Raw genomic sequence first — 12,280 nt, 5'->3', positions numbered from 1 at the left:
AACGGCCGATCAGCGGCCGAGGCGCGTCATGAGGCTCGACGCCTCCTGGGCGGCAGATCCCTCGGACGCGAGATGCGCCAGGGCAGGGGAGATCTCGCGGCCGTGATGGGCCATCGCCTGCGCGTACAGGCGGCCGGCACGGTAGGACGACCGCACCAGCGGGCCGGCCATCACACCGGCGAACCCGACCTCCTGGGCGAACTCGGAGTGATCGACGAACTCCTCCGGCTTCACCCAGCGCTCGACCGGATGGTGGCGCGGCGACGGGCGCAGGTACTGGGTGATCGTCAGGATGTCGCAGCCGGCCTCGTGCAGGTCGACGATCGCCGACTGGACTTCTTCGGGGGTCTCGCCCATGCCGAGGATGAGGTTCGACTTGGTGACCAGCCCGAAATCGCGAGCCGCGCGGATCACGTCGAGCGACCGCTCGTAGCGGAAGGCAGGACGGATGCGCTTGAAGATGCGGGGCACGGTCTCGAGGTTGTGTGCGAGCACCTCGGGGCGGGCCTCGAACACCTCGGCCAGCAGGTCGGGCTTGGCGTGGAAGTCCGGGATGAGGTTCTCCACGCCGGTGCCCGGATTGAGCTCGTGGATAGCGCGGACGGTCTCGGCGTACAGCCAGGCGCCCTCGTCGGGCAGGTCGTCGCGCGCGACGCCGGTGATCGTCGAGTACCGCAGGCCCATCGCGCGGACGCTCTCGGCGACGCGGCGCGGCTCGTCACGGTCGAGTTCGGCGGGCTTGCCGGTGTCGATCTGGCAGAAGTCGCAGCGCCGGGTGCACTGCTCGCCGCCGATCAGGAACGTCGCCTCGCGGTCTTCCCAGCACTCGTAGATATTGGGGCAGCCGGCCTCTTCGCAGACGGTGTGCAGCCCCTCGCGCTTGACGAGTCCCTTGAGTTCGGTGAACTCGGGGCCCATCGTGGCGCGGGTCTTGATCCAGCTGGGCTTGCGCTCGATCGGCGTCTGCGCGTTGCGCACCTCGAGGCGGAGCAGCTTGCGTCCGTCGGGCGCGGTCGGGGTGGTCTTGTTCGGTGCGTGATCCGAGGCCGGGGGTGTGGCGTCGGCGGCACCGGGTCCGGGGGTGAGTGGGGACGCGGTCACCGCACCGATCCTACGCGCGTGGATGCGGGGTCATCCGAGCGCGGGGAGGGGGTCTCCCGCGGCGCGTCGAGCGCCTCTCGCACCGCCGCCTCCACCGGGTCGAGGAACTCCTCGACCGACAGCGGGCGACCGAGTTCGCGGGCCAGGGAGGTGACGCCGGCGTCGGCGATCCCGCACGGCACGATGGCGTCGAACGCCGACATGTCCGGGTCGATGTTGAGGGCGAAACCGTGCAGCGCGACGCCGCGCGCCACGCGGATGCCGATCTGACCGAGCTTGCGCTCGCCGGCGTCGTCGCTGATCCAGACCCCGGAACGTCCCTCGACGCGGCCGGTGGTGACGCCCGCGCCGGCGCAGACGCCGATCAGGGCCTCTTCGAGTCGACGCACGTACTCGACGACGTCGAGCGGCTCGGCGAGCTTGACGATCGGGTAGCCGACGAGCTGGCCTGGACCGTGCCAGGTGATCCGCCCGCCGCGGTCGACGTCGATGACGGGAGCGCCGTTGGTGGGCCGGTCGGAGTCCTCCGTGCGCTTGCCGGCCGTGTAGATCGACGGGTGCTCGAGGAGGAGCAGCAGATCGTGGTCGAGAGTGCCGTCGGCACGTTCGCCGGCGAGTCGGTGCTGCAGGTCGTAGGTGTCGCGGTAGTCCACGGTGCCGAGGCGCCGCACCTCGATCGGCGCGGCGTCGGCCCGGACGGAACGTCTGGTCATGACGAGGGCTTGGTGATGTAGTCGAGAGCCCGGCGGATGTCGGGGTGCTCGAAGGTGAATCCGTGCTCGGTGAGCACACGCGGCTCGACGCGCTGGGAGAACAGGATCATCTCCTCGGCCATCTCCCCGCCGAAGGTGCGCGCCAGGAACTCGGGCACCCGCATCACGGCCGGGCGGTGCACCGCCTTGCCGAGCGCCTTGCAGAACTCGGCGAACGGCAGGGCGCCGGGGGAGGCGAGGTTGACCGGCCCGGAGATGTCGGAGTCGAGCAGGAACTCGATGGCGCGCACCTCGTCGATCAGGCTGATCCACGAGAAGTACTGTGCGCCACTGCCGATCGGTCCGCCCAGGCCGAGCTTGAACAGCGGGAGCAGCTTGGCGAGCATGCCGCCGGAGGCGCTGAGCACCGGAGCGGTGCGCAGGAGGACGACCCGGGTGTCGTCACCGGCGTTGGCGGTGGCCGCCTTCTCCCAGTCGATGACCAGTTCGGCGAGGAAGCCCGCGCCGGGCGGGTCGGTCTCGACCGCTGCGCGGGTGCCGGTGTCGCCGTAGTAGCCGGTGGCACTGGCGCTGACGAAGGTCGGGATGCCGTGCTCGCGGACCGCCTCGGCCAGCACCTCGGTCGGGGTGATGCGCGAGTCGCGCAACTCCTGCTTGAAGCGCCCCGTCCAGCGGCCGTTGCCGACGCCGACGCCGCCGAGGGAGACGACCGCGTCGACGCCGTCGAGGGTCTCGGGCGGCAGCCCGATCGTCTCGGGATCCCAGCTGAACTCGTCGTCGTCGAGGGCTTCGCGGCGGACCAGACGGATGACCGTGTGGCCCGCCGCGCGCAGCGAGTTGACGAGGGCGTTACCGATGAGGCCCTGTGAGCCGGCGACGGCGATGCGCATCAGCGTGTCCCGAGTCCCTCGCTTCTCCTCGTGTGCTTACAGTCCCAGATCCGCGGCGAACGACGCCTCTTCGAGACGCTTGCGCACCGTGGTCAGGAAGCGGCCCGCGTCGGCGCCGTCGATGAGGCGGTGATCGTAGGTCAGCGGCAGGTATGCCATCGACCGGATGGCGATCGACTCCGAGCCGTCCTCGTCGGTGACGACGACCGGACGCTTGACGACCGCGCCGGTGCCGAGCATCGCCGCCTGCGGCGGGACGAGGATCGGGGTGTCGAACAGCGCTCCCTGGCTGCCGATGTTGGTGATCGTGAACGTGCCGCCGGCCAGCTCGTCGGGCTTGAGGCCGTTGTTGCGGGCGCGATCGGCGATGTCGGCGATCGCACGTGCCAGGCCGGCCACCGACAGGTCGTCGGCGTTGTGGATCACCGGCGACAGGAGCCCCTGCGGGGTGTCGACGGCGATGCCCAGGTGCACCTTCTCGTAGTAGGTGATCTCCTTGGCGTCTTCGTCGATCGACGCGTTGACGTTCGGATGGACCTTCAGCGCCTCGACGACGGCCTTGGCGATGAACGGCAGGAAGGTCAGGTTGACGCCCTCGGTCGCCTTGAAGTGCTCCTTCGCCGCCTTGCGCAGGGCGACGATCTTGGTCAGGTCGACCTCGTGGACCTGCGTGAGCTGAGCGGACTGCTGCAGCGACTCGCGGGTCTTCTTGGCGGTGATGAGGCGGATGCGGTTGGCCTTCTGCGTGGTGCCGCGCAGCTCGGCGAGCTCCGGACGGATCTCCGGCGACGCAGAGGCGGCGGCCGGCGCGGAAGACGCTGCCGCAGCGGGCTTCTCGGCCGGGGCGGCGGCGGGTGCCTTGGCGGCCTCGGCGGCGGCCAGCACGTCCTGCTTGCGGATGCGGCCGCCGACGCCGGTGCCCTTGATGGTGTTCAGGTCGATGTTGTGCTCGGCGGCGAGCTTGCGCACCAGCGGGGTGACGTACGGCGTCGACTCGACGGTCGGCGGGTCGGTCTTCGCCGGGGCCTCGGCCTTCGGCTCCGGCTTGGGCTCGGGCTTGGGTTCCGGCTTGGGCTCGGGCTTGGGTTCCGGCTTCGGCTCTTCCTTGGCCGCGGGCTCCGGTTCGGGCTCGGGGGCCTTCTCGGCCGGCGCGGCGGAGGCGTCGCCGATGACGGCCAGCTTGCCGCCCACCTCGACGACGTCGTCCTCCTGGGCCAGGATCTCCAGCAGGGTGCCGGCGACCGGCGACGGGATCTCGGTGTCGACCTTGTCGGTGGAGACCTCGAGGAGCGGCTCGTCGGCGGCGACCTCGTCGCCGACCTGCTTGAGCCAGTTGGTCACGGTGCCCTCGGTGACGGACTCGCCGAGTTCGGGCATGAGCACCTCGGTGCCCTCGGCCGAACCCGAACCGGTGGCCGCGGTGGGCTTCTCGGCGGGGGCCTCTTCCTCGGTGGAGGGCTCGGCGGCGGCCTCTTCGGGCTCGGGCTCGGGGGCGGCCTCGGTGGGGGCGTCGCCGCCGGCGGAGTCGTCGGAGCCGGACGCGGCCTCGTCGGCGGCGCCGATCAGGGCGAGCTCACCACCGACCTCGACGACGTCGTCCTCCTGGGCGATGATCTTCACCAGCACACCGGAGGTGGGGGCCGGGATCTCCGTGTCGACCTTGTCGGTCGACACCTCCAGCAAGGGCTCGTCGGCCTCGACGGTGTCGCCCTCCTCCTTCAGCCACCGGGTGACTGTCCCCTCGGTGACACTTTCACCAAGGGCGGGCATCTGGACGGAGAAGGCCATCGTTGTGAACTCCTGAACTCGACGTGGTGGTCTGTAGGTCTACGGCCCGTCGGTGTGTGCGCCGGGGGCACAGGGTCTTGGGGAGCGGTCGGGGTAACCGCCGAGATGGGTGGCGGGTCAGCCACTCATCCCCGCGGATCACCCTACCCGCACGGCGGTCGTACGACTCGATTCGGCTCGTACTCGGCGGTAACCATTTCTGGGCGATGCGCTGCCGCGCCCATGCGCCGGCGCGGATCGCGCGCGGCGCATCGGCGGGCGGGGTCAGCCGTTGGCGGCGATGTCCTCGAGGACGGCCGCGATCGTCCGGACCGGAACGCCCGTGCCGCCCTTGGGCGTGTACCCCCACGGGCCGCCGGTGTTGAACGCCGGTCCGGCGATGTCGATGTGGGCCCATTCCACGCCGTCGGCGACGAACTCCTTCAGGAAGATGCCCGCGGCGAGCATCCCGCCCCACCGGTGCGGCGTGACGTTCGCCAGGTCGGCGACGCGCGACTTGAGATCGGCGCGCAGCTCGGCCGGCAGCGGCATCGCCCAGGCGTTCTCGCCGACATCCGCCGACCGGGCGGCGACTCGGTCGCGGAACTCCTCGGTGCCCATCACGCCCGGGGTCCGGGTGCCCAACGCCACCATCTGCGCGCCGGTGAGCGTCGCGGTGTCGATCAGGTAGTCGGGCTCGTCCTCGCAGGCGCGGACGATCGCGTCGGCGAGGATCAGGCGGCCCTCGGCGTCGGTGTTGAGGACCTCGACGGTCGTGCCGCCGTACTGGATGAGGACGTCGCCCGGGCGCTGCGCGGTACCCGACGGCATGTTCTCGGCCATCGGCACGGTCGCGGTGACCGACACGTCCAGGTCGAGGCGCGCGGCCAGGATCGTCGCGGCGATGACCGCGGCGGCACCGCCCATGTCCGAGGTCATCTGGTCCATGTTGGCCGCCGGCTTGATGGAGATGCCGCCGGTGTCGAAGGTGATGCCCTTGCCGACGAGGGCGACCTTCTTCGAGCCCTTCTTGGCGTCGTGGGTGAGCCGCACCAAGCGGGGCAGGCGCGACGAGCCCTTGCCGACGCCGACGATGCCGCCGAAGCCCTTCGCCTCGAGCTCCTTGTCGTCGAGGATCTCCACCGACAGCCCGGCCTTCGACGCCAGCGCGCGGGCACGGGCGGCGAACTCCTCCGGGTAGAGGTGGCTCGGCGGGGTGTTGACGAAGTCGCGGGCGATGGCGACCGAGTCGGCGACGGCGACCGCCCGGTCGAGCTCGGCCTTGGCCTCCTTGGACTTCGACTCGACGATCAGCGTGAAGTGTTGCGGCGGGGTCTTCTTCGGCTTCGACGACTCGGAGCGGAACTCGTCGAAGCGGTAGGCGCCGAGGAACAGGCCCTCGACGGTGGCGCCGAGGTCCACCGACGACAGCGTGGTGGCCGCGGACTCGATGCCGTCGAGTTCGCGGGCGACGATGCCGGCGGCCTGGCGAACCTTCTCGGCGTCGTCGAGGTCGTCGGGCGAGCCGAGGCCGACGGCGACGACGAGGTCCACGGGCAGGGACTCGGGTGCGGGGACCTTCACGACCTCGCCGTGCGACCCGCTCGCGCCCAGGGCGGTCACGGCCGCGGAGATCGCGGCCGCCTGTGCGTCGTCGAGAAGGCCCTCGCCGATGGCCAGGGTGGGTTCGGCGGAGGCGTCGTCCTTCTTCTCGGTCTTCTCGTCGTCGGCCTCCGGCGGCGAGACCAGGCCGATGACGAGCGCGGTGTCGCCCTTGGCGATCGAGGTGGACAGGTCGAATTCTGGGCCGCGTACGCGGTCGACGGTGTCGTTCTTGCTCACCCGGTCAACTCTGCCACAGCAGACGGTGCCCGTACGGGGACTGCGGGAGGCGGTCCGCAGGTCGCGGGCGCGCCCGTTAGCGTAGAGCCCATGAGCGAACTCCTTGCCGGCCCGATCGCAGACCGTCACGCCGCACTCGGTGCGACCTTCGCCGAATTCGGCGGATGGAACATGCCGGTGTCCTACGCGGGCACCGTCGCCGAACACACCGCCGTCCGCGAGGCGGTGGCGATCTTCGACGTCAGCCACCTCGGCAAGGCGCTGGTCTCCGGTCCCGGTGCCGCGGAGTTCGTGAACTCGACCCTCACCAACGACCTGCGCAAGATCGCCCCCGGCAAGGCGCAGTACACCCTGTGCTGCAACGAGAGCGGCGGGGTCGTCGACGACCTGATCGCCTACCTCGTCGGTGACGACGAGGTCTTCCTGGTGCCCAACGCGGCCAACACGGCGACGGTCGTGGCGAAGTTGAAAGAGGTTGCGCCCGAAGGTATCTCGGTGGTCGACCAGCATCGCGAGTTCGCGGTGTTCGCGGTGCAGGGGCCGCGCTCGCCCGAGGTCCTCGCCGGACTCGGCCTGCCCGCCGACATCGAGTACATGGCCTTCGCCGACGCCGAGCTGTCCACCGCCGACGGGCCCAAGCCGGTCCGCGTGTGTCGCACCGGCTACACCGGCGAACGCGGCTACGAGGTCCTGCCCCGGTGGGACGACGCCGGCGCCGTCTTCGACACGCTGTACGAGGCGGTCGCCGCCGCGGGCGGCCAGGCGGCCGGTCTCGGTGCCCGCGACACCCTGCGCACCGAGATGGGATACGCGCTGCACGGGCACGAGCTGAGCCCGGAGATCTCGCCGGTGCAGGCGCGGTCGAGCTGGGCCGTCGGCTGGGACAAGCCGTCGTTCTTCGGGCGCGACGCGCTGCTGGCGGAGAAGGAGAACGGGCCGGCCCGTCGCCTGTACGGACTGAAGGCCGTCGGACGCGGCGTGCCGCGTGCCGGCTGCGCGGTCCGGCTGGGCGACACCGTGATCGGGGAGTGCACGTCGGGGACCTTCTCGCCGACGCTGAAGCAGGGCATCGCGCTCGCGCTCCTCGACACCGCGTCGGGTGTGAAGAAGGGCGACGAGGTCGTGATCGACGTGCGCGGGCGGGATCTGCCGTGCGAGGTGGTCATCCCCCCGTTCGTGCCCTCGCACGTGTAGCGAAAGTCCTTGGGCCGTCCGGAATAGGGCCGGAATGCCCCATGGGCGCGTAAACGCGGTTGTACCCGGCGGTACGATGGACCCCATGACCTTGGAGTTCAAGCGTACCGAGCATCCCCATCCGGTTTCGGAGAACCAGCGTGCGGAAATCCTGGCCGCACCCGGCTTCGGCCGTCACTTCACCGACAACATGGTGATGATCGACTACGCCCACGACAAGGGTTGGTACAACGCGCAGGTACGCCCCTACGGGCCGATCGCGCTGGACCCGTCGGCGATGGTGCTCCACTACGGTCAGGAGATCTTCGAGGGCCTCAAGGCCTACCGTCAGCCCGACGGCTCGATCGCCGCGTTCCGCCCCGAGGCCAACGCCGAGCGTCTGCAGCGCAGCGCCGAGCGTCTCGCGATGCCGCCGCTGCCGACCGAGGACTTCATCGCCTCGCTCAAGGCGCTCCTCGAGGCCGACCACGAGTGGGTCCCGCCGTCAGGCGGCGAGGAGTCGCTCTACCTGCGGCCGTTCATGTTCGCCTCGCAGGCCGGCCTCGGCGTCAACGCTCCGTCGACGGAGTACATCTACGCCGTGATCGCCTCGCCGGCCGGTGCGTACTTCTCCGGCGGCATCAAGCCGGTCAGCGTGTGGCTGTCCACCGAGTACGTGCGGGCGGCCCCGGGCGGCACCGGCTTCGCCAAGTGCGGCGGCAACTACGCCGCGGCCTTCCTCGCGCAGCGCCAGGCCACCGAGCAGGGCTGCGACCAGGTGGTCTGGCTCGACGCGATCGAGCGCCGCTACATCGAGGAGATGGGCGGCATGAACCTGTTCTTCGTGTTCGGCTCCGGCGCCGACGCCCGCCTGGTGACCCCCGAGCTGTCGGGGTCGCTGCTGCCGGGCATCACCCGCGACTCGCTGCTGACGCTGGCCACCGACGCCGGCTTCGCGGTCGAGGAGCGCAAGATCAGCACCGACGAGCTGCGCAAGGGCGTCGCGTCCGGTGACATCACCGAGGTCTTCGCGTGTGGCACCGCCGCCGTGATCACCCCGGTCGGCCGCGTCAAGGGCGTCGACGAGGACTACACGATCAACGACGGAAAGACCGGCGAGGTCACGCAGGCGCTGCGCGACACGCTCACCGGCATCCAGCGCGGCACCTTCGCCGACACCCACGGGTGGATGACGGAGCTCTACCGCCCGTAAGGGAACACTCTCGCGTTCTGGCGTCACGGTCTCACGATCGTGACGCCAGAGCCGTTTTCGGGGAAGGTCGCCCGGCCGGAGGTCAGAGCAGCAGGCCGACGACGGCGATCGCGACGCAGAGCTCGATGGTCGCGCCGAGGACGTCACCGGTGACGCCGCCCATGCGCCGGGCGCAGTGGCGGGTGAAGAGCAGGCCGAATCCGGCGACGGCCGCCAGGACGAGCCAGCCCTGCACCAGCGCGGTCACGTCGGCACCGTCGCCGTCCCAGCCCATCGGCAGCGTCGCGACGGCGAACACCGCGAGCCACACCGGGATCGAGGTCTGCTGCGTGCCCGCGGCGAGGGCGCCGAAGCCGTCGGGGTGAGCCGGACCCAGCGCGCGGCGGGCACCGATGACGGCGCCCAGGCGCCCCAGGGCGACAGCGAAAGCGAGCTCGTACCAACGTGATCCGGCGGCGAGACCGGCGATCCCCGTGGCCTGCACCCCGAGCGTGAGGACCAGCGTGGCGACACCGAACGGTCCGACGGTCCCGCTGCGCATCACCTCGGCGACCCGGTCGGGCGGTCCGTAACAACCCAGTCCGTCGGCGGTGTCGGCGAGACCGTCGAGATGCATGCCGCGGGTGAGCAATGCCAGGGCGGCGACGACCAGCACGCCGATCAGCGCGATCGGCAGACCGGTGTGCCCCAGCCCGTAGGCGATCCCGGCCGCAGCCGCCCCGAGGAGCGCGCCGACGACGGGCAGCGCGGCGAGCACCGCCCCGCCCAGTTCGCGGTCGGGGGTCTCCTCACCGCCGGCGCCCACGGGAACGACGGTCATCCAACCGAGCGCCGTCCGGACGGCCCGCACCGGTGAGATCATCGCCGTGCCGTCCGGTGACTCAGGGGATCTCGACGTCGGCGGGGGAGTCGTCGCGACCGGCGACACCGGCCTCGTCGAAGGTCGTCATCGAGGTCATGATGTCCACCGCTGACTGCACGATCGGCAGCGCCAGGACCGCGCCGCTGCCCTCGCCGAGACGCATGGACATCTCCAGGACGGGTTTCAGGTCGAGATGGTCGAGGGCGATCTGATGGGCCGGCTCCACCGACCGGTGGCCGGCGATCCACCAGCGCGTCGCGCCCGGGGCGAGCGCGTCGGCGACCATCGCCGCGGCCGTGATCACCAGACCGTCGAGGATCACCGGCGTCCGGCGCACCGCCGCCTGCGCGAGGAAGCCCGCGACGGCGGTGAGGTCGGCACCGCCGACCGCCGCGAGCAGGGCCAGCGGATCGTGCACCACCTTGCGGGCGCGCCGCATGCCGTCGCGGATCGCCGCCGTCTTGCGCATCCACCCGTGGTCGTCGACACCCGTTCCGCGGCCGACGATCTCGACGGGCTCCCGCCGGGTCAGGGCGCCGACGAGGACCGTCGCCGGGGTGGTGTTGCCGATGCCCATCTCGCCGGCGATCAGCAGGTCGCTGCCCGAGTCGACGAGACGGTCGGCGATGGCGCGCCCGGCGGCCAGCGCCGCACGGGCCTCGGCGATCGTGATCGCGTCGGTCGTGCGCAGGTCCTCGCTGGAGCGGCGGACCTTGTAGGTCGACAGGTGTGGGGCGGTGTCGGCGTCGACCGACATGTCGACGACCGTCACCGAGGCGCCGGCCCGTGCCGCGAGCACGTTGACCGCGGCGCCGCCGTGCTCGATGTTGGCGACCATCTGCGCGGTGACCTCGGGCGGGAAGGCCGAGACGCCGCCGCGGGCGACGCCGTGGTCACCGGCGAAGACCACGACGGCCGGCTTGACGATCGGCGCCGGCGGGCACTGTCCCTGGCACGCGGCGATCCACACGCCGATCTCCTCGAGACGCCCCAGTGAGCCCGGCGGCTTGGTCAGCGAGTTCTGCCGTTCCCGCGCGGTGAACGCGACCGCCTCGTCGGGCGGCGTGACGGCGGGGAAGATCTCCGCGTCCGTGGGGTCGGGGAGGTCGGAGGCGTCGGCGGCGACCGGGGTGGCCGCGACCCGGGTCCTGGCGGCCGGGGGGCCGGCCGTGCCGGGAGCGGGCGTGGCCGCTATCGCGGTCTCGGGGGCGTTCGCCGGGGCTTCCTCGGCCTGGTTGTTCGATGTCTGGTCGTTCGATGTCCGGTCGTTCGGGGCCTGCTCGGCGGCTGTCGGCGGAACCGGCGACGCGTCGAACTCGCCGCGCGGAAGGTCGAGGACACGCCCGGCGATCACCAGCGACACCCGGTCGCAGGCCTGCGCGACGGCGGCGTTCAGCGTGCCCAGCAGATCCTGGAAGAGTCGTCCGGCCGGGGTCGACGACACCAGCGACAGGCCGACCTCGGAACTGATGACCACGGTGTCGGCGTTCATGCCGCGCAACGCATCACACAGGTCGGCGATCTCGGGGTCGAGGTCGACGTCACCGGACTCCCACCCGCCGAGCGCATCGACCCGCGCGGTGAGCCAGCTGCCGAGGTCGTCGACGATCACCGGGATGTCGGGGGCGGCGCGGAGCTCGCCGGCGAGGTCGGTGGTCTCGATCGTGATGTGACGATCGTCGCGGCGATCCCGGTGGGCGGCGATCCGGGCCAGCCACTCGGCGTCGGTCGACGTCCGCGACCCGGTCGCCAGATAGCGGACCTGCCGGTGCGAGCCCAACAGCGACTCGCCGTACGCCGATTTACCCGACCGCACACCACCGAGAACGAGCGTGCGCACAGCGCGACCGGTCATGGATCAGACTTCGTCGCCGTGCGAGACCATCGGCCGCGGGGCCCGCATCTTCCGCAGCTGCATGGCGCGGGTGAACGAGTACCAGCCGAGCTTGAAACCACCGTCTGCGGTGTCCGGGAAGCGTTCGGCCACACGACGATTCACGATCCGGCCGAGGATGATGCCGTCGATCGCCATCAGGACGACGAAGGCCAGGAGCAGCAGGTTGGTGATCGCCGCGAGCTGGGGCACCAGGAACATCAGCACGATCAGCACGATGGCGAACGGCATGAACAGGCCCGCGAAGTTGCGCCGGGAATCGACGATGTCGCGGGCGTAGCGGCGCACGGGACCCTTGTCGCGGGGCATGAGGAAGGCCTCGTCGCCCTCCATCATCCGCTCGCGCTGCTCGAGGCGCTTGGCACGACGCTCGGCGGCCAGCGCCTTCTTCTCCTCCTTGGAGAGGGTCGACTTGAGTTCCTTGCGGCGCGCGCGGGCCTCGGCGCGGGTCGTCGGCGGCGGCGGCACCGGACCGCGGCGACGGTTCTCCGCCTCGCGGCGCTTGGGCGTCGGGCGTCCCTTGCCGGGGGTGTACTTGCTGCCCTTCTTGGTCGTGGAGGTCTCCTCGGCCGACGTGTCGGTCGATTCGTTCTCCTTCGCAAGGGACACCGAGCCGTCGCCGGATTCCGCCGGCGACTCGTCCTTCTTCCATGGCAGCTTCACGACTACGAGACTAGGGGATGCCGATCGCGGTCGAATCGCGTGGTCGTCGCTTTCCGGGGGACGGTCGGCGGACCGATCGCTCACCCTGCCGGGTGCCGGTGGCGCTCCTATACTTCGAGGTCTGAACCGGGGTCGGCGGCGCTTGCCCACCGCGCCCCTCGA

The 12,280-nt window shown here is 71.1% G+C and carries 10 protein-coding genes; 2 read left to right on the top strand and 8 right to left on the bottom strand.

The annotated features are described in order from the left end of the window. Positions 1 to 9: 9 nt before the first annotated feature. The 5 genes from lipA to E1P53_RS06430 form a co-directional block, all read right to left on the bottom strand. A complete protein-coding gene (gene lipA / locus E1P53_RS06450) occupies positions 10 to 1,101 on the bottom strand; it encodes a lipoyl synthase (RefSeq protein WP_006900677.1) in 1,092 nt (363 codons plus the stop codon). Further along, a complete protein-coding gene (lipB, locus tag E1P53_RS06445; protein ID WP_006900676.1) occupies positions 1,098 to 1,814 on the bottom strand; it encodes a lipoyl(octanoyl) transferase LipB in 717 nt (238 codons plus the stop codon). The genes lipA and lipB overlap by 4 nt, the downstream gene beginning before the upstream one ends. After that, positions 1,811 to 2,704 (bottom strand): TIGR01777 family oxidoreductase, encoded by an 894-nt coding sequence (locus E1P53_RS06440; RefSeq protein ID WP_131733751.1) that lies wholly within the window; start codon positions 2,702 to 2,704, stop codon positions 1,811 to 1,813. The genes lipB and E1P53_RS06440 overlap by 4 nt, the downstream gene beginning before the upstream one ends. Positions 2,705 to 2,740: 36 nt before the next feature. Next, complete coding sequence (sucB, locus tag E1P53_RS06435) at positions 2,741 to 4,492, bottom strand: 2-oxoglutarate dehydrogenase, E2 component, dihydrolipoamide succinyltransferase (protein WP_131733750.1); 1,752 nt, start codon at positions 4,490 to 4,492, stop codon at positions 2,741 to 2,743. A gap of 264 nt (positions 4,493 to 4,756) precedes the next feature. Next, complete coding sequence (locus E1P53_RS06430) at positions 4,757 to 6,313, bottom strand: leucyl aminopeptidase (RefSeq protein WP_131733749.1); 1,557 nt, start codon at positions 6,311 to 6,313, stop codon at positions 4,757 to 4,759. Positions 6,314 to 6,403: 90 nt separating this feature from the next. Between E1P53_RS06430 and gcvT the strand changes: the two genes are divergently transcribed. Together gcvT and E1P53_RS06420 are read left to right on the top strand one after the other, a co-directional pair. Beyond that, a complete protein-coding gene (gene gcvT, locus E1P53_RS06425; protein ID WP_131733748.1) occupies positions 6,404 to 7,507 on the top strand; it encodes a glycine cleavage system aminomethyltransferase GcvT in 1,104 nt (367 codons plus the stop codon). A gap of 85 nt (positions 7,508 to 7,592) precedes the next feature. Then, entirely contained in the window at positions 7,593 to 8,699 is a 1,107-nt protein-coding gene (locus E1P53_RS06420) for a branched-chain amino acid aminotransferase (protein WP_040526832.1), read from the top strand. Between the two features lie 82 nt (positions 8,700 to 8,781). Here the strand turns inward: E1P53_RS06420 and E1P53_RS06415 are convergent, their stop codons facing one another. The 3 genes from E1P53_RS06415 to E1P53_RS06405 are packed head-to-tail and all read right to left on the bottom strand — an operon-like array spanning position 8,782 to position 12,118. After that, on the bottom strand, positions 8,782 to 9,561 hold the full coding sequence (locus E1P53_RS06415; protein WP_006900670.1) for an adenosylcobinamide-GDP ribazoletransferase: 780 nt from the start codon (positions 9,559 to 9,561) through the stop codon (positions 8,782 to 8,784). Between the two features lie 19 nt (positions 9,562 to 9,580). After that, positions 9,581 to 11,416, bottom strand: a complete 1,836-nt coding sequence (cobT, locus tag E1P53_RS06410) for a nicotinate-nucleotide--dimethylbenzimidazole phosphoribosyltransferase (RefSeq protein ID WP_131733747.1) — start codon at positions 11,414 to 11,416, stop codon at positions 9,581 to 9,583. A gap of 3 nt (positions 11,417 to 11,419) precedes the next feature. Further along, positions 11,420 to 12,118 (bottom strand): DUF3043 domain-containing protein, encoded by a 699-nt coding sequence (locus E1P53_RS06405; RefSeq protein WP_040526831.1) that lies wholly within the window; start codon positions 12,116 to 12,118, stop codon positions 11,420 to 11,422. Positions 12,119 to 12,280: the final 162 nt, after the last annotated feature.

The sequence above is a fragment of the Gordonia paraffinivorans genome (assembly GCF_900683595.1).
Taxonomy (GTDB): domain Bacteria; phylum Actinomycetota; class Actinomycetes; order Mycobacteriales; family Mycobacteriaceae; genus Gordonia; species Gordonia paraffinivorans.
This window is presented reverse-complemented; position numbering and strand designations above follow the sequence as displayed.

Bases quoted from the DNA above. Each gene is read 5' to 3' on its own strand.
- lipB (WP_006900676.1), bottom strand. From the start codon at position 1,814: ATGACCAGACGTTCCGTCCGGGCCGACGCCGCGCCGATCGAGGTGCGG.
- cobT (WP_131733747.1), bottom strand. From the start codon at position 11,416: ATGACCGGTCGCGCTGTGCGCACGCTCGTTCTCGGTGGTGTGCGGTCG.
- sucB (WP_131733750.1), bottom strand. From the start codon at position 4,492: ATGGCCTTCTCCGTCCAGATGCCCGCCCTTGGTGAAAGTGTCACCGAG.
- E1P53_RS06420 (WP_040526832.1), top strand. From the start codon at position 7,593: ATGACCTTGGAGTTCAAGCGTACCGAGCATCCCCATCCGGTTTCGGAG.
- gcvT (WP_131733748.1), top strand. From the start codon at position 6,404: ATGAGCGAACTCCTTGCCGGCCCGATCGCAGACCGTCACGCCGCACTC.
- E1P53_RS06415 (WP_006900670.1), bottom strand. From the start codon at position 9,561: ATGATCTCACCGGTGCGGGCCGTCCGGACGGCGCTCGGTTGGATGACC.
- E1P53_RS06440 (WP_131733751.1), bottom strand. From the start codon at position 2,704: ATGCGCATCGCCGTCGCCGGCTCACAGGGCCTCATCGGTAACGCCCTC.